This window comes from uncultured Rhodospira sp. (assembly GCF_937138205.1).
In the GTDB taxonomy this organism is placed as follows: Bacteria; Pseudomonadota; Alphaproteobacteria; order Rhodospirillales; family Rhodospirillaceae; genus Rhodospira.
The window spans coordinates 1-17,406 of the sequence record NZ_CAKZOT010000027.1; the positions used below are offsets into that span (position 1 = coordinate 1).

14 protein-coding genes are annotated in these 17,406 nt (G+C 68.3%); 10 read left to right on the forward strand and 4 right to left on the reverse strand.

Translation table 11 applies throughout. From position 1 onward, the window contains the following. Positions 1 to 253 precede the first annotated feature (253 nt). The 3 genes from Q0309_RS02745 to cimA all read left to right on the forward strand — a co-directional run bounded on the left by Q0309_RS02745 (position 254) and on the right by cimA (position 4,807). Positions 254 to 412: a hypothetical protein gene (locus Q0309_RS02745; RefSeq protein ID WP_299437209.1), complete on the forward strand. Its 159-nt coding sequence runs from the start codon at positions 254 to 256 to the stop codon at positions 410 to 412. A 465-nt stretch (positions 413 to 877) separates the two neighbouring features. Then, a complete protein-coding gene (locus Q0309_RS02750; RefSeq protein ID WP_299437211.1) occupies positions 878 to 2,881 on the forward strand; it encodes a methyl-accepting chemotaxis protein in 2,004 nt (667 codons plus the stop codon). A gap of 303 nt (positions 2,882 to 3,184) precedes the next feature. Continuing rightward, positions 3,185 to 4,807: a citramalate synthase gene (cimA, locus tag Q0309_RS02755; protein WP_299437213.1), complete on the forward strand. Its 1,623-nt coding sequence runs from the start codon at positions 3,185 to 3,187 to the stop codon at positions 4,805 to 4,807. Positions 4,808 to 5,033: 226 nt separating this feature from the next. On the opposite strand, the gene Q0309_RS02760 is transcribed toward cimA, so the two are convergent. Continuing rightward, positions 5,034 to 5,600: an SH3 domain-containing protein gene (locus Q0309_RS02760; RefSeq protein WP_299437215.1), complete on the reverse strand. Its 567-nt coding sequence runs from the start codon at positions 5,598 to 5,600 to the stop codon at positions 5,034 to 5,036. 426 nt (positions 5,601 to 6,026) lie between these two features. Between Q0309_RS02760 and rsmD the strand changes: the two genes are divergently transcribed. From rsmD to Q0309_RS02795, 7 genes are all read left to right on the forward strand, one after another. After that, positions 6,027 to 6,635, forward strand: coding sequence for a 16S rRNA (guanine(966)-N(2))-methyltransferase RsmD (rsmD, locus tag Q0309_RS02765; RefSeq protein ID WP_299437217.1), 609 nt, complete (start codon positions 6,027 to 6,029; stop codon positions 6,633 to 6,635). 61 nt (positions 6,636 to 6,696) lie between these two features. Then, positions 6,697 to 7,266 (forward strand): DUF4334 domain-containing protein, encoded by a 570-nt coding sequence (locus Q0309_RS02770; RefSeq protein ID WP_299437219.1) that lies wholly within the window; start codon positions 6,697 to 6,699, stop codon positions 7,264 to 7,266. Further along, the gene (locus Q0309_RS02775; RefSeq protein WP_299437221.1) at positions 7,263 to 8,057 is read left to right on the forward strand and encodes an SDR family NAD(P)-dependent oxidoreductase; all 795 of its coding nucleotides are present in this window, start codon (positions 7,263 to 7,265) and stop codon (positions 8,055 to 8,057) included. Before Q0309_RS02770 ends, Q0309_RS02775 begins: the two co-directional genes overlap by 4 nt. Positions 8,058 to 8,354: 297 nt before the next feature. Further along, positions 8,355 to 9,470, forward strand: coding sequence for an AmmeMemoRadiSam system radical SAM enzyme (amrS, locus tag Q0309_RS02780; RefSeq protein WP_299437223.1), 1,116 nt, complete (start codon positions 8,355 to 8,357; stop codon positions 9,468 to 9,470). Between the two features lie 26 nt (positions 9,471 to 9,496). Continuing rightward, positions 9,497 to 10,162 carry a DUF2459 domain-containing protein gene (locus tag Q0309_RS02785; RefSeq protein WP_299437225.1) on the forward strand — a complete coding sequence of 222 codons (666 nt, stop codon included), beginning with the start codon at positions 9,497 to 9,499 and terminating at the stop codon, positions 10,160 to 10,162. A 172-nt stretch (positions 10,163 to 10,334) separates the two neighbouring features. Continuing rightward, a complete protein-coding gene (locus tag Q0309_RS02790; protein ID WP_299437227.1) occupies positions 10,335 to 11,405 on the forward strand; it encodes a trans-aconitate 2-methyltransferase in 1,071 nt (356 codons plus the stop codon). A 55-nt stretch (positions 11,406 to 11,460) separates the two neighbouring features. Next, positions 11,461 to 12,276, forward strand: coding sequence for an RNA methyltransferase (locus tag Q0309_RS02795; protein ID WP_299437229.1), 816 nt, complete (start codon positions 11,461 to 11,463; stop codon positions 12,274 to 12,276). A gap of 116 nt (positions 12,277 to 12,392) precedes the next feature. Here the strand turns inward: Q0309_RS02795 and Q0309_RS02800 are convergent, their stop codons facing one another. The 3 genes from Q0309_RS02800 to Q0309_RS02810 all read right to left on the reverse strand — a co-directional run bounded on the left by Q0309_RS02800 (position 12,393) and on the right by Q0309_RS02810 (position 17,109). Continuing rightward, positions 12,393 to 14,297 carry a flagellar hook protein FlgE gene (locus Q0309_RS02800; RefSeq protein WP_299437231.1) on the reverse strand — a complete coding sequence of 635 codons (1,905 nt, stop codon included), beginning with the start codon at positions 14,295 to 14,297 and terminating at the stop codon, positions 12,393 to 12,395. Between the two features lie 112 nt (positions 14,298 to 14,409). Then, complete coding sequence (locus Q0309_RS02805; RefSeq protein ID WP_299437233.1) at positions 14,410 to 15,141, reverse strand: flagellar hook capping FlgD N-terminal domain-containing protein; 732 nt, start codon at positions 15,139 to 15,141, stop codon at positions 14,410 to 14,412. A gap of 15 nt (positions 15,142 to 15,156) precedes the next feature. Continuing rightward, positions 15,157 to 17,109, reverse strand: coding sequence for a flagellar hook-length control protein FliK (locus Q0309_RS02810; RefSeq protein WP_299437235.1), 1,953 nt, complete (start codon positions 17,107 to 17,109; stop codon positions 15,157 to 15,159). Between the last annotated feature and the right edge of the window lie 297 nt (positions 17,110 to 17,406).

Consider the following 17,406-nt stretch of genomic DNA (forward strand, 5'->3'; position numbering starts at 1 on the left):
ATACAGCTTGGGAAGCTGTCGTTCTACCACTGAACTACACCCGCATGGCCACCCGCACCGGGCGGAAGACTGTTTATACGCCCCTGGCCCGGTGGCGGCAAGGCCGCCGTCGCAAGCCTGTCCGTTCTCAGGATGCGGCGCGCCCTCTCCGCGTTCGGCTTTGGTTCCAGGCTGAACGGGTCCGTCGCCCCTCGATCCTCTTCGGGCGGGATTGGCCCGGCGTGAGGCCGGGGTCGCGCTTGAGGACCGGACCGTGACCGCGCTCGTCATTGGCCATCTCGGCTTCATCGACGCCGACGTGGGCGACCGCGTCACGCCCGACCAGCCAGTGACCACGCTGGATGACCGCTCCACATGGCTCGTGTGTTTTGCCCTGCCGGAAACGGTCTTGGGCCGGATCGCCGTCAGGTAGACGGTGGACATCGCGCCCTGGAGCACGCCGGACGCGCCCCTGACCGGCCGCCTGATCGACATTGGTAGTCAGGTGGATCCGCAACCCCGCTCGATTCCCGTGCGGGCGCGCCACTAAAACCCGACGCTGTCCCCAATTGCGCGACCGGGGCCTGTCGGTGCGGGACGCCGTCACCACGACGGCCGGCCCTGTAACACAGTCGAGTGAATGCAAACAAAAGCCATTCGATCGCAAATGAAAAAGGACGACCTTCGGTCTATTGTGCGAAATCCCGTCGCGGCATATTTTCGTACGATCCAGAGAAAAGCGCGCTCTTATCGCTGGGGCTTCTGGGAGAGGACAGGGACTGTGGCGGGCGGAGGGGCTGCCGGCCTGGACGTCTCAGGACCAGAAACAAGGAGACTATTGGAAGCAGCGGACACGTTTCCCGCGCGATCAGTGGCGCGGCAACGCGAGAGGCACGTCATGCTCAAGTCGATCCGCATTGGTCCCAAGCTGTATGGTGGATTTGGGATCGTCCTTGTTCTTTTGGTCGCCCTTGGATCGGTGGCCGTGATCCAATTGAACAGTATCGGCACGTCGTTTTCCGAATACCGCACCCTCGCCCGCTCGACCAACGAGGTCGGGCGCGTCCACGCCAACATGCTGATGACCCGCATGGGCGTGATGGACTTCGTCATCGACGGCGACCAGGCGGCCATCAAGCAGGTGTTCGACCGCGCCGAGGCCACCCGCGAATTGATCGGCACCACCCGCCGTCTGATCACGGATACGCAGTATCTGGCCCTTCTGGACGAGATGGAAAGCGATCTGGACCGGTACACGGCCGCGTTCGGGCGGGTCACCGAGATGCAGGACCGCCGCAACGATCTGTATGCCCTGTTTCTCGACGCCGGGCCGAAGATCGAAGCCGCCCTGACCGAGATCATGCGCACGGCCGACACCGAGAATGACGCACAAGCGGACTTCCAGGCAGGCCTGGCCTTGCGCGACCTGCTGTTGGCGCGGCTGAACGTGCAGAGGTTCCTGGAGGACAACAAGGCCGAGTCCGCCGAAACCGCCACCGCCAAACTCGCCGACTTCGGGGAGTCCTTGGCCGTCCTGAACACGGCGCTTGATAGCCGGAACCTGCGCGACCTTTGGCGCACGGCGGATCAGGAGATGCAACGCTACCGCACGGCCTTCGACGACCTCGTCGCCACCATCACCACCCGCAACGACATCATCGACAACACCCTCGGCGTCATCGGTCCGCGCATGGCGCGGCAGACCGAGGACTTCAAGCTGGCCGTGATTGAGCGCCAGGACACGCTGGGACCGCAAGCCGAGGCCGCCATCTCCCAGACGCAGACGGTGACCCTGGTCATCGGCGTGGTGGCCCTGGTTGCCGGTGTCGTGGCCGCCTGGACCATCGGCGCCGGCATCACCCGGCCCATCCAGGCCATGACGCAGTGCATGGCGCAGCTGGCCAACAAGAACTACGCCACACCGATCCCGGCCCAGGACCACAAGGACGAGATCGGCGACATGGCCAAGGCGCTGCAGGTCTTCAAGGAGACCATGCAGAAGGCCGACGTCCTGGCCGCCCAGGTCGAGGAGGAAACCCGCAAGCGCGATGCCCGCTCCCAGCACATCGCCACCCTGAACACCGAGTTCGACCGCAAGGTCAGCGCCATTCTGGAAGCGGTGGCCGGCGCGGCCGACGAGCTTCAGGCCACCGCCCAGACCATGGCCTCGATCGCCGAGGAAACCAACAGCCAGGCGACCACCGTGGCGGCGGCGTCGGAGCAGGCGTCGACCAACGTGCAGACGGTGGCCACGGCGGCCGAGGAGCTGTCCTCGTCGATCAGCGAGATCGGCCGTCAGGCGCAGCAGTCCAGCGACATCGCCCGCAAGGCGGCGTCGGAGGCGCAACGCTCCAACGAGGTGGTCTCGGGGCTGGCCGAGGCGGCACAGAAGATCGGCGAGGTGGTGGACCTGATCACCGATATCGCCGATCAGACCAACCTGCTCGCGCTCAACGCGACCATCGAGGCGGCGCGGGCCGGCGACGCCGGCAAGGGCTTCGCCGTGGTGGCCAACGAGGTGAAGTCCCTGGCCAGCCAGACCGCCAAGGCCACGGAGGACATCGGCCGCCAGATCGGCGCCGTGCAGACCGAGACCCGCACGGCCGTCTCGGCCATCGAAGCGATATCCACCATCATCCGGGAAATCAACGAGGTCACGGCCGGCATCGCCTCGGCGGTCGAGGAACAGAACGCGGCGACTCAGGAGATCGCGCGCAACGTCCAACAGGCCAGCCAGGGCACGTCCGAGGTGTCCTCGACCATCGTCGGCGTCAGCGAGGCGGCGCGCGAGGCCGGCTCGGCGGCCGAAAGCGTGCTGAAGGCCACCGGCTCGCTCAACGAACAGTCCTCCAACCTGCGCAGCATGGTGGAACGGTTTTTGGCCGATGTCCGCGCCGCCTAGGCGGCGCGGCTTTGTTGACCCCCGCGCCGCGTAAGCGGCGCGGCTTTGGTGAGTTCCCGCGCCGCCTAGGCGGTGCGGCTTCCAAAACCAACACCCTTGCCGGTTCGGCGCGGTTGCGGTGAAGGATCTCGTGACGCGATCTCCATCCGGCCTATGACGAGGCCGAAAGGCGTTGTGTTAACCTGGCCACACGGCCGTGATGGCCACGCCGTCCCCCGTTGCGCCGGTTCCCGGTCCTGGTGCATTGTCGGGCGTTCAACCGGTCGTCACGGCCGTTCCCCCGACTTGCCAGGACATCCCGCGATGAGTTCCGCCCGCGTCTATCTGTTCGACAGCACCCTGCGCGATGGCGCGCAGACCCACGGCGTCGATTTCTCGGCCCCCGACAAGGCGGCCATCGCGCAGGCGCTGGACACCCTGGGCATCGACTACATCGAGGGCGGCTGGCCCGGCGCCAATCCCACCGACGACGCCTTTTTCGCCGACCCGCCGGCCCTGGCGCGCGGGCGCCTGTGCGCCTTCGGCATGACGCGCCGCTCCGGCCGCAGCGCCGACAACGACCCGGGCTTGCGCGCGCTGCAACAGGCCGAGGCCCCGGTGGCCGTGCTGGTCGGCAAGAGTTGGGACTTCCAGTGCCAGGTGGCGCTGGGCGTCGAGCCGGACGAGAACGTGCGCATGATCGCCGACAGCATCGCCTTCATGGCCCGCGAGAAGGCCGAGGCGATGTACGACGCCGAGCACTTCTTCGACGGCTACAAGGCAAACCCTGCGTACGCCACGGATTGCGTCAAAGCGGCGCTGGACGCTGGCGCGCGCTGGGCCGTGCTGTGCGACACCAACGGCGGAACCCTGCCGCACGAGGTGGAGGAGATCGTCTCCGCCCTGGTGGCCGCCGGCATTCCGGGTGACCACCTGGGCATCCACTGCCACAATGACACCGAGAATGCGGTGGCCAACTCGCTGGCCGCCGTGCGCGCCGGCGTGCGCCAGGTGCAGGGCACTCTGAACGGCCTGGGCGAGCGTTGCGGCAACGCCAACCTGGTGTCGCTGATCCCGTCGCTGGTCCTGAAGATGGGGCTGGACGTCGGCCTGTCCGGCGATCAACTGACGAAGCTGACCGAGACCTCGCGGGCGCTGGACGAGCGCCTGAACCGCGCGCCCAACACCCGCGCGCCCTACGTCGGCGCGTCCGCCTTCGCCCACAAGGGCGGGCTGCACGTCTCGGCGGTGGAGAAGGATCCGCGCTGCTACGAGCACATCGACCCCGCGCTGGTCGGCAACCGCCGCCAGATTCTGGTGTCGGACCAGGCCGGGCGGTCCAACGTGCTGGCGCGCCTGCGCGACATCGGCCTGGAGGTGGACCCGGACGAGCCCAAGGTCGCCCGCGTGGTCGAGGAAGTGAAACTGCGCGAGTTCAAGGGCTACGCCTACGACGGCGCCGGCGCCTCGTTCGCGCTGCTGGCGCGGCGGCTGCTGCACCGAGTGCCGGAGTACTTCCGCCTGACCAGCTTCCGCGTCATCGACGAACGACGCTGGAACGCCAAGGGCGAGTTGATCACCCTGTCCGAGGCGACCATCAAGGCCGACATCGGCCGCGAGCACCACATGGCGGTGGCCGAGGGCAACGGCCCGGTCAACGCGCTCGACGCGGCGTTGCGCAAGGTGCTGGTGCCGGCCTATCCGCGCCTCGCCGGCCTGCGGCTGGTGGACTACAAGGTGCGCATCCTCACCCCGGAGGCCGCCACCGCCGCCGTCACCCGGGTGATGATCGAAAGCGCCGACAGCACCGGCGAGCGCTGGACCACGGTGGGGGTCTCGCCCAACGTGATCGACGCCTCGTACAACGCGCTGCACGACTCCATCACCTACGCCCTGTTCAACGCTGGCGTCGCCCCGGTCGATGCCGCCACGGCGGCGGCGGAGTAGGGTCGGCCCTGGTCGCCGTTCGCGGGACGGGGACGAAGACTCCGGATCGCGGGGTTTCATGCAGGTCGACAAAAGCGGTGCCTCGCCACCATGCGCCGGGCGCTGTGCCGACGCGGGAGACGGGCTCTCAATCGCGGGTCATGCAACCGCCCTTGCGTGTTGCGCCGGCGCCGGCGGGCACGCACGTGGGGATACGCGTGGGGATACGTGGGGGATATGACCCGCGTCAGTCGACGTCCTCGCCGGGATAGACGCCCCACAGCGCCTCGCGCGGAAGCCATCCCTGGAAGCGCGCCGCCTCGACCCGGCAATGGGCGCTGTCCCGCGGGCATTGCAGCAGCTTGACCAGGACCCCCGGCTCGACCCTGGCCACGGCCTCCGCCCCGGGGTCCGGCCGCCGAAGCAGCATGTGGGGTGTATCCCCCACCACCAGCGCCATGCGCCGGCTGTTGGACAACATCATCTTGTGGACCCACCCCTCGGCGCCCTCCGGGTCGCGCACCTGGCGCCAGTCATTGGTCTCGCGCACCACCTCCAACGGCAGGCCGCGCCGTTTGTAGACCCAGGTGACGGGATAGCGGGTGCCCGGACCGGTGCGCATATTGATGTGGTCCGACCCCAGCGACACGAAGCGGGGCAGCGGCCGGCCACTGGGGCCGAGCGGCGGGTCCTCGGGGGCCGGCACGGCGGGCGCCCCTGCCTCCGCCGCCGCCTCTTCGCCGTCGGCCGACATTGCCTCGGGGACCGGCGCGTCCTGGGCAAGGGCGGCGCCGGAGCCGGCAAGAACGAGCATGGCGCTCAGCGCCACAAGGGCCGCGCGTGCGCGGTACGGTTTGGGGTCCACCGACCGGATCATAGCCTGCCCGTTCACTCCTGTCGCGTATCGCGGGAGCCCCCCGCGCGGCGGGGCCGAAATCCCGCCCGATAAAGGGGCATTATAGGGTTCCGGAGGCGGCGAGGGTCAAGACCCGGGCCGCGTTTGAATACGGCGGTCGACCGCCGGCATGACGGATTTTTCATCGTCGGGACAGGCCCCGGTAAACGGCGCGCGGCTAGGGTCGTCGGTGTTGAGAGCGTCCCCTTCACGTTCTTCCATTCCCCCGCACCGGCGGCGCGATCCCCCTCGCGTCGCCGGTTTGCGTTTGCCGCCACGACGGCAGAGGCGCGAGACTCGCGCGCATCCGCGTTCGCTTCATGCATGGTCAGGGAGGCTTCGTCCGTGCCGTCCTCTCCTCGTCCGGGTCGCCGGCCGCCGCGCATCGTCGCCGGCCGTCTGCGCGGACGACCCCTCGACGTCCCGCCGGGCCACGGCGACGCCGTGCGCCCCACCACCGACCGCGCGCGCGAAGCCGTGTTCAACGTGCTGGTCCACCGCTTTGGGGGGGACGGCCGGTTTTCCCTGAGCGGCGCCACGGTCCTGGACGCCTTCGCCGGCACCGGCGCGCTGGGGCTGGAGGCGCTGTCGCGCGGCGCCGGCCACGCCGTGTTCCTGGAGCGGGACCCGGGACTGGTGCGCGCCCTGACGGCGCGTGCGGCGGCCTGGGGCGTGGCCGACGAGACCACGGTTTTGCGGGCCGATGCCACCCGCCCGCCACAGCGCCCGCCGACGCTGGCCCCGGCAACGCTGGTGTTCCTCGACCCGCCGTACGGGCGGGACCTGGCCGCGCCGGCGTTGAGTGGGCTGGCGGATGCTGGCTGGCTGGCGCCCGGCGCCCTGTGCGTGGTCGAAAGCGACCAGACGGACGCCCTGGACGCGCCGGACGGGTTCGACCTTATGGACGACCGGACGCAGGGGCGCGCGCGCCTGCGCATCCTGCGGCGGACGTGATATACACAGGGAACAGGGTGGCAGGCCAAACCGCGACGGGGAGGGACCTTGGGGAGGGCTCATGGCCGCCGATGACACATCCGCCGGGATCGACGCCGCCACCCGCCTGCGTACCCTCCTGGACGGGACCACGGCCGAGGAGGCCATGGCCCTGTTCGACGCGCTGCCCGCCGTGGCGCCGGAGGAGATGACCGGAGGCTGGCGCGGCCTGGGGCTCGCCACCGGGCATCGGCTCGACGGGGTGCTGGAGCGGTGCGGCTGGCACGGCAAACGATTCGACGGACCGGACGAGGTTCATCCCCTGGTGTTCGAGACCCCGTGCGGGTCGCTGGTCCACATCAACCCGGCGCTGCTTCCCATGGGTCTGGTGCTGCGGTTTGCCTCGCTCCTCAAGCGTCCCGCCGTCGCGGCCGTGCTGCGCCGGGCGGGGCCGGTGCTGGGCACGCGCCGGCCGGCCGCGCGCCTGCGTCTGATGGTTTTCCGGGGCGTGCCCTCGGCCGCGATGATCTACGACCGCCAGCCGATCGTGGATGTGTTCCGCAAGATCGACGACACCACCGTTCTGGGCGTGATGGACATGCGGGAGGACCGGGCGCCCTTTTTCTTCGTGCTGCGGCGGATCGACCCATGACGACACCGGCACGCCCGCCCGGATCGGTCCTGGTCACCGGCGCGGCCTCGGGCATCGGTCGGGCCTTCGCCCGGCTGGCCCTGTCGGAAGGGGCGACGGTGATCGCCGTCGACACGGACGCCGCCGGTCTGGCCACCCTGGTCGACGAAGCCAAGGGTCTGGGCGGCCTGCTGTTGCCCCGGGTCCAGGATCTGGCGGCTCCCGGGGCCGCCGCCGCGCTGTGGCGGGCCTGCGAGGACGATGGGCACGAGGTCGGCACCCTGATCAACAACGCCGGCTTCGGCGCCCTGCGCGACGTGGTGGAGATGCCGCCCGAGGCCATCGAGTCGATGATCCGGCTGAACGTGCTGGCGCTGACCGAGTTGTCGGCGCGGTTCGGCGCGGCCATGACGGCGCGGCGGCGGGGGTGGATCCTCCACGTCGGCTCCATCGCCGGCATGGTGCCAGCACGGCATTTCACCGTGTACGGGGCGACCAAGGCCTATGTGAACAGCTTCTCCTTCGCCTTGCGGGCCGAACTGAGGCCGCACGGCGTGACCGTCACGTGCCTGACGCCCGGGGCGGTGGCCACGGCCTTCGCGCGCCGGGCGGGCGTCGAGACGTTCGAGGGGCGTTCCGTCGTCAAGATGCTGTTCGACCACCGGCTGGTGGCGACGCCGGAGCGGGTGGCGGCCGCCGGCTGGCGCGGTCTGCGACGGGACCGGGCGCACGTTCTCGCCGGCCCGGGGTCGGGCCTGGCGGCGGCTGTCGCGCGCCTCGTGCCCGCCAGCCTGCTGCCCCGGCTGATGTAGGGTGGATGACGACGGCATCGGCGCTGGCACCGTGCTCCGCGCGATTGCCAGACACCTGCGCGCGTTTCGGTGTCACGGACCCGCCACTGGCTGGTCCGCGTCCTTAGCCGGTCTCCCATAAGGCCGCCCATGCTACCAAATGGGAAACAGACACAGGTGCGCTGCGCCCGGCCGTTTGCTGCGGAAAGCGGGACGGGGTCGTGCAAAGGCCAGCATGGCATGTCACGCTGGCCAGGGCGCGAACGCACCCTGCCGCCTTTGATTGAGTTTCGGGACCAGAAAGCAAGAGCCCCCGCCATGACCCCCGCCATGACCCCCGCCATGACCCACGTCGCCGAACGCTTCCCCATCGCCCATCCCGGCCGCTACTGGGACCGCCTGGACGACGGCCGCATCGAATGCCGGGTCTGCCCGCGCCGGTGTCGGGTACCGGAGGGCGGGCGCGGCCTGTGCTTCGTGCGCGGCGTCCAGGACGGCCAGATGGTGCTGACCACCTACGGCCGCTCGTCCGGGTTCTGCGTCGACCCGATCGAGAAGAAGCCGCTCAACCACTTCCTGCCGGGCACGCCGATCCTGTCGTTCGGCACGGCCGGCTGCAACCTGACCTGCAAGTTCTGCCAGAACTGGGAGATCAGCAAGGCCCGCGAATGGGAGCGCCTGAACGCCGCCGTCTCGCCGGAGCAGATCGCGGCGGCGGCGGCCGAGATGGACTGCCGCTCGGTGGCCTTCACCTACAACGACCCGGTGATCTTTCTGGAATACGCCGTCGATACCGCCATCGCCTGCCGCGAACGCGGGATCAAGACCGTGGCGGTGACCGCCGGCTACATCGAGCCCGAGGCCCGCGCCGAGTTCTTCCGGCCCATGGACGCCGCCAACGTCGACCTGAAGGCGTTCACCGAGGACTTCTACCATCAGCTCTCGACGGCGCATCTGGATCCGGTGCTGGACACGCTGCGGTATCTGAAACACGAGACCGATGTGTGGTTCGAGATCACCACCCTGCTGATCCCAACCAGGAACGACAGCGACGACGAACTGAAGGCGCTGGCCGACTGGGTGGTGGCGGAGCTGGGGCCGGACGTGCCGCTGCACTTCTCGGCGTTCCATCCCGACCACAAGATGCGCGACCTGCCCGCCACGCCGCCCGCCACGCTGACGCGGGCGCGCGACATCGCCCGCGCCGCCGGTGTGCATCACGTCTACACCGGCAACGTCCACGACAGCGACGGCGGCAGCACCTATTGCCCCGGCTGCGGCGCGCGGGTGATCGAGCGCGACTGGTACGAACTGGGCGCGTGGCACCTGGACGGCTCCGGCCACTGCCTGTCCTGCGGCACCCGGCTGGCCGGGGTGTTCGATGGCCCGCCCGGTACCTGGGGCCGGCGCCGGGCGCCGGTGCGGTTTCGGTGACGCGGGCCTGCGGCGGAGCCTCCGGAATGTCGCGCCGCCATGTCCTGGCCGTGATGGGCGCGGCCGTTCTGGCCGGGGCCGCCGGATGCGCCGGGGTGGACGCAACGGCTCCTGGCGACGGCGCGGCGTACGCCGGCGGCGACCGGACGGTCTTCGTCGTCTCGCGCGGCTGGCATACCGGCGTCGTGTTTCCGGCAAGCGCCCTCGGCCCCGGGCACCTGCCTGAGGCCGCCGCCTTCCCCGACGCGCGGTACCTGGAGGCCGGATGGGGCGACCGCACCTATTACCCCGACCCGGACGCCGGGTGGGGCGATGCGTTGCGGGCCGCCCTGGTGCCGAGCCCGGCGGTGCTCGAACTCATCGGCCACGCCGAGGCGCCGCGCGCGGGTCTGGATCATCGGGTGTGGTCGGTCCCGGTGACGGTGGACGGACTGGCGCGGCTGGTGGCGGCGGTAGATGACACTGTCGCCCGTCCGCCCGGCGGTGGCGCGGCTGAAACGGTGCCCACCACGCTGCCGCGCAGCCGCTTCCATCCGGCGCACGGCCGGTTCCACATGCTCAACACCTGCAACACGTGGGTTGCGCGGATGCTCGCGGCGGCCGGCGTGCCGATCGATCCCGACGGCATCAGCCGCGCCGAGGACCTGGCCGAGGCTTTGGCGCGGGTCCCGGGGGCGCGGGCGAGGGGATAGCGAGCCAGGTGAACCCGCCCGCGCAATCCGGATGCCTGAGCTCGGACGCAAGCTTTTTGTTGACATTGCGGGAGACTGTTCTGAGAGTGATGAGGCTTGTCTTTAGTACGATAAGTTAAACGGGGCAAGTTTCGGCATTTTTCGTGGTGTTGCTTTTTTTGTGGAGGGCGTCGTGGTCCCGAAAGAGAATGCGTTTTATGAAACCCTGGACGGAGACAGAATTCCGTTCATCCCCGGTTACTATGAACAAGTCACGTCCTCATATCCTTTTGGGATCACTGACACCAAGAAGTGGATCGAAACCAGGCGAGCCAGCCAGAATTCGTCACAGTATCCAAAAACCGAAGGTTTTTTGATGAACAAGATCATTACAACAACGACGTTATTTTCATGGCTTCGACAGGTTGGAATCGAGCGCGACCCCAATCGATCTCTGCTTGATATATGCACCGGTCCGGCAGTATTGCCAAGGCTGTTCAAGGCCTATGGCTGGGCCGCCGAAGCGATTGGCGTCGATATCATTGACCGGCAACACGATTTTTCCGACGAAGCGATCTCAAAGGCACTTGAAAGTCTCCGGGGGGCGTTTGGTGCGCGACCAGACAACGTGCTGAAAGCGATTGAATCGAAATTTGGTACCGTATGGCGCGATCAAATGGGGATGGCCGATTTGCCTCTCACCGATATCTTAAGGAAACCGGATCATAGCGTGGGAATGGATCAGTACGACGTCGGCGATTTTTCCCATTTTCCAAATGACAAAAAATTCGACATTATTACATTGGCTGCCGGGCTGGAATACTTTCATATTGAAGAGTTCTTTGCTCGCGTTAGCAGTCTGTTGGCGCCAGGAGGCGTTTTCTTTACATTCAATGACTACTTTTATCAGATCCGAGGGGCTTCAATGCATTTGCCTGCTCATGCCCCGTGGATGCACTGTATGCTGACACGAGACGAGTACTATCGCTACGTCAGGATATGGCACAGCGACATCAGTGATGACATAGGGCTTCTTTACTACTTTCCAAGCACACATTACACGATTGAAGATCTGAAAGCGTGCGCCGCCAGGAACGGTCTTAGCTTGATCGGCTATCGCAGGGGTCTTGATACAAAGAATGTCATTTCCGGCTGGGGGTTTTTGCGTGATGTCGTTTTGCCTAGAGCCAAGAAGCTGAATCCTTCCGTGGAAATCGACGACTTTTTTACGCACTATTATTCGATTGCGTTTCGGAAGGTGTAGAAGGGCGTTAGCTTTTTCATACGGTTCCGGCAAATCCAACATGCTATGCTGAGCGATGAGCCAGGACACACAGGAGATCACCCCCGTCATCGTCCTGGTGCGCCCGCAGTTGGCCGAGAATGTCGGCACGGCGGCCCGCGCCATGATGAACTGCGCGCTGACCGAAATGCGGCTGGTGGCGCCGCGCGAGGACTGGCTGGGTGACAAGGCGATCGCCGCCGCCTCCGGCGCCGAGGGCGTGCTGCACCACGCCCGCGCCTATGACTCGACCGAGGCGGCGCTGGCCGACTGCCACCGCGTCTACGCCACCACGGCGCGGCGGCGCGACATGATCAAGCCGCTGATGACGCCGCGCCACGCCGCTGGGGTGATGCGCGCGGCGGGCGGGCAGGGGCAGCGCTGCGCGGTGTTGTTCGGCCCGGAGCGCACCGGGCTGGAGAACGACGACGTGGCCCTGGCCGACGCGGTGGTCGAGGTGCCACTGAACCCGGTGCACTGCTCGCTCAACCTCGCGCAGGCGGTGCTGCTGGTGGGTTACGAGTGGTTCCAAGCTGTCAGCGACCGGCCGCCGGTCGAGTTGATCACCAACGGCGCCGAGAAGGCCGACCGGGCCATGCTGATGGCCTTCTTCCGCCACCTGGAAAGCGAACTGGACGCCTGCGGCTTCCTGCGCAACGCCGACAAACGCCCCAGCATGATCCGCAACCTGCGCGGCCTGTTCGAGCGCGCCGACCTGACCGTGCCGGAGGTGCGCACGCTGCACGGCGTGGTCAAGGAACTGCGCTGGGGCCGCCGCCCCGACCGCCCGCGCCGCGCCGAGGGCGGCGTGCCGGCCGACTGGGCCGAGGGCGGGGACGACCCGGCCGCGTGAGGCGGGGGCGCCGGTGGCGCGAGGCGCCCATAGAAAAACCCCCGGCCGTGGGGACGGCCGGGGGAGCAAGGTCTTGAAGGTCGGAAGATCGCGCGCGGCGCCGCAGCGCCCAGGGCCTATCGCTTGATGCGGATCAGCTCTTCCAGCATCTCGTCCGACGTCGTGATGATCTTCGACGCCGCCGAGTAGGCGCGCTGGGTGGTGATCATGGTGGTGAACTCCTCGCCCAGGTCGACGGTCGAGGATTCCAGGGTCGCTTGGGCCACCGTGGCCGCGCCGGCCGAGCCGGCCTCGCGCACCACCGGCAGGCCGGATTCGTCGGTCTGCTGGAACACGTTGCCGGTCAGGGGGTTCATGCCGTTCGGGTTGACGAAGGTGGCCACCGGGATCATGAAGATCGGCGCCTGCACGCCATTGTCGAACAGGGCCGTGACGATGCCGTCATCGGAGACCGAAATGCCTGAATAGTTGCCGAACCTATTTCCGTTCTGGGATACGTAGTTGAGCTGATACTCGCCCGCGAGCTGCTGGAACCCGTCGTTGGCGTTATAGTTGCCCCAGAACTGGCTTATCGCGGGGCCGCCCGGAGGTGCGGCCGACCCGTCCATGTGCAACGCGCCGTTGGCCCAGTTGATGTTCATGGTGGTGCGCGGGTCGTTTTCCTGCACCTCGTCGTAGCCGAAGATGGTATCCACGGTGCCGTCGCCGTTGAAGGTGATGGCGCTTGCCGCCGTGGTGATCCAAGAGCCCTGCCACGTGCCGCCCGCCGCCGTTAGCGATGGGATGTTGAACGTCGTGTCCTGAATCACCGCCGGGTCGGCACCGCCGTTGATGGTCAGGCCGGAGGCATCCACGTCCAGGGTCTCTGTAAGGCTGTATTGCCGGATCAGAATGCCATTCTCACCGGCGATGCGCTCGACCCAGTTGTTCGGCGAACTCTTCCCGGTGGTGTCGGCGACGCTACCCGTCGCGCCACCGTGCTCGGCCAGGGCGAGGGCCTGCACGTCCGTCTCCATCATGCCGGCGAGATCGTCGAGCATCTCCGACAGGGTGGTGAAAGTCTGGGGACCACCCGACGGACCGCTACTCACCACCGTGTCCACCGGATCGCCAGCGACACCCGAGGAGGCGGTAAACGTGTACGTATAGGTGCCAACGCCCGTCAGGTCGATATCCAGGGTCAGACCACCGGCTTGATGCTCCGGAATGGCGGTGAAATCGAGCCGCCCGGCGCTGTAATAGGTACTCCCGTCCTGGGCCGTCATGTTCACGAATTCACTGCCTTCGGGCGGCATCGCCTCGACGTCCCAGGTGTTCTGGTCGCGCTTGGTCCACGTGTAGAGCAGATTGTGCGAGCTGCCGAGGCTGTCGAAGATGAGCGCGTTGGTTTTCTCGGTCTGGCCGATCGCGGCGCCCTGCGGCAGGTTGGCGCCCATGGACAGGGTCGAGGTGCCGCGCGCCGTGCCGCCGATGGTGTTCAGGTTCAGCGGCTGCATGTTCACGTTATCGACGGCGTTGTCGTTGATGTAGAACAGGTCGCCGAAGTCGTTGCGGTAGGCCTTCATATAGGTGTTGTTGTTGTAGCTCACCTGGGCCGCAGCCGGCGAGCCATCCCAGGTTTCCAGCGGCCACCCCTGCAGGTAGTGACCCGAGACGTTCTGCAGGTAGCCGTCCTTGTCCACCTTGAACGATCCGGCGCGGCTGTAGGCGTAGCCGGACGGCTCGATCGCCTGGTCGGAGACGACGAAGAAGCCCTGGCCGGACAGACCGAAGTCGGTCGACGACGTGGTGGCCTGCAACAGGCCCTGGATGTCCACCTTCATGCGCGGCGCGGACTGCACGCCACCGGCCGAGTACTGGGTGAGCGACACCTGGGCGGTGACCAGGGTCTGGAAATTGACCTTGGTCCCCTTGTAGCCAATGGTGTTGACGTTCGAGACGTTGTCCGAAATGGCGCCCATGGCGCTGGACTGGGATTGCAATCCCGACACGCCCGAGAACAAGGCTCCATACAGCGACATCGGTCTTCTCCTTCAAGGTGCCCGGGACGGGTGTCCTGTGGGCCAATCGCCGGGTGCGTGTCGTGCCCCGGCTTTGTGTTGATCAGACGGGTGTCCGCCGGCGTGCGCCGGATCAGACGCCCTCGGTCTCGTCGCCGCCGAGGTCGTCGCCGCCGTCGACATCATCCATGGGCAGTTCGTTGAACACGCCCAGAACCGTGTTCATGTCCACCGACAGGTCACCGATGGCCAGGAACGTGTTGGCATCCTCCGAGGCGACGCCGGTGACCTTGCCCAGCGAGGTGGTCCAGGTCTCCATCGGCTCCTCGGCGTCGTCCTGTTCGACGGCGGTGACCTCCAGCTTGTAAACGCCGTCGTCCACCGTCTGGCCGAGGTTGTCGGTGCCGTCCCAGGTGAGCTTGTGCAGGCCGGCGCTCGGGTCGCCCTCGAACGTACGGACGATGCTGCCGTCCTCGGTCTTGACGTTCACCATGACGGACTTGGCATCGGCGGACAGACCGTAGGTGAAGACGGCCTGACCGTCGTCGAGCATCACCTTGTTCGACTCGACCTCGACGTAGTTGTCGAGGAAGCTGGTGGCGAAGGCCTGCTGGCTGCGCACCTGTGAGACCAGCAGGGCCTCCAGGTTTTCGTTCTGGTCGATCTGCTGTTCGACCTGGGCGAACAAAACGAGCTGGTTGGTGAACTCGGACGAGTCCATGGGGGACAGCGGGTCCTGTTCCTTCAACTGCGTGGTCAGCAGGGTCAGGAACGTGTCCATGTCCTTGGCCAGCTTGTCCCGCGACCCGGCGGTCTCGGTCTTGGTGTTGCCCAGGACGGTGCTGGCGGTAATCGTGTCGACCATTGGGTCCTCCTGACCTTACACCCTGACGTTGATGCCACCACGCGCCTTGGCGGCGGCCGCGGCCATGGTTTCGGGATCGAGCGCGGGATCGTCGCCGGCGAGATCGTTGCCATCGGCGGGGGCGCCCTTGGCCGGCGTCCGCCCGCGCCCGTCCTGGCCGGCCTGGGCGGCCGAGCCGTCGCCGCGCAAGCCGAACTGGATGCCGCCGCTATCGGTCTTCAGGCCGGCGTCGTTAAGCGCGCGCTCAAGCCCGCGCGCGTCGCGTTGCAGCATCTCCAGCGTCTCGGCCTTGTCGACCGTGACCTGGGCCGAGACGCGGCCATCGGGCCCGAATTCCAGCTTCACCTCGACCCGGCCCAGCTTTTCCGGATGCAACTGGACGGTGATACGGTCCATGCCCCGGTTGGCGGCCTTGGAGATGTTGACGCGCAGTTGCTCGACCACCTGGCGGGTTTGTGGATCGGGGCGGGCCTGTTCGGTACCCTGGCCCTGGCCGGCGCGGGCCATCTGATCGGCGAAAGTGCCGGAGCCGGGCGCGGCCTCGGCCGAGCCGGCGGCCGTCGACGGCGCCGGGGCGCCGCCCCCGGTCGAGCCCTGGGACGCGGTGTTCATCTGGCCCTGGGTCTGGCCCTGACCCGTGCCCCGGGCCGGGGTGACGCGCGCGGCGTCGGCCGCCGCGTTGGCGGCGGGTCCGGTGGCGCGGGTGTTCGGCGTGCTCGACAGGCCGTCCCAGGGGCGCGGGTCGGCGGTGCGGGCCGCCGCTTGGCCGGAGGCGGCCGCGAGCCCCCGTTGAAGCTGCCCCTCAGCCTCGGGCTCGGTGCCGGCGCGCGCCTGCTGCGCGGCGGTCTGCGCGTCGGCGAGGTGCTGGCGCGCCTGGGCCTTGGCCTCGTGGGCGGCGGCGTTCTGCTCGGCGATGCTGGGCGCGTTCGTGCCCTTGCCGGACGTATTGCTGACGAAGCCCTCGCCCTGGGCCTGGGCCATCCCGTCCATGGCCTGCTGGCGCAGGGCGGCGGTGCCGGTCAGGTCGGCACCGGTGCGCCCGGCCTGCTGGGCGGCGGCCTGGGTGGCGGTGGTCTGGGTCTCGGCCCCGGCCGCGCGGGCCGCCGTGTTGGCCTCGGCCCCGGCCGCGCGGGCGGTGTCGGTCACCGTGACCTTCACCTTCAGGGGCGCATCGGGCTTGATCTGCTGGGCCAGGGCCTCGGCCTGGGCGCGGGCGGCGTCGGTCTTGGGGGCGGTGGCCGTCGTGGCGGTCTGGGCCTGCGCCGTCTTGGCCGTGTCGGTGGTCGCGGCACCTGCGCCGGCCTGTCCGGCCTGCGCCGAGCCGGCGCGCGCACCCGTAGCGGCGCCGTCCTTGGCCGTGCCCTTCCCTGCGGCGGCACCCGCCATCGCATTGGCGGAACCGGGGGCGGTATCGGCCTTGGCCTGTGCGGCGGCGCTGGTCGCGGCGGCGGCCTGGCTGGAGGGGGTCGCGGCCGCCTTGGTTTCGGCTTTGGCGGCATCCCCCGCAACGATCGTCACGGCGGGGCCAGCGGCGTTGGGTGTGGCGGCGTCGGCCTCGGCCCCGTCGCCCTGGTCGGCCGCCGTCGAGGCCGTGTCCGCGTCGTCCTCGCCAGAGGCCGTCTCGGTGTCCGTCTCGCTGTCGGCCGCGTCGGCGTCGTCGGTTTCCCTGGCGCGCGCGTCGGCGTCGTCCGAGGCGGCCTCGCGCCGCGACGTGGTTTCGTCTGTCCGTGTCTCGCGGTCCGGACGCACCGGGTCGGCCGGCGGGGGATCGTCCGGCGCCGTCGCGAACAACATCTCGCCGAGATCAACCGGGTGCAGGGTGACCGACGCGCCGCCCTTTGCCATCTGGTCCATGTAGGCAGCGAACTGCTCGCCGGAGGACGAGTCCGGCGTCACCTTCGGCGTGGCGCCGGTGGCGCCGTGTGTCCTGGCGGCGGTGGGTCCCACGGCAAGAGTGGTCAAGTCCATGACGGCCATCCCGTTGGCGGCAAAGGGTGGGCGCGAACACCCCGAAGGCGGGTCGGACAGACCCCACGCCCCGGACGCGCCGCGCCACGGCCAACAGAAGCAAGACGCGGGCCAAGTCGCGGGCGCCCCTCGAACCCGTTGAGTCCCTTGACGAGTCCGCCCCGGCGGCGAACCGGCCCGTGGCATCCGCGCGGGGACCGGTCCGGCATGGCAAGTCTTGCAGCACGCGCCCGGCAACTTCTGCCGGCCGGCCGGGCGGATCGACTGACGGATCCGCGACTGTGGGGAATTGTGGAT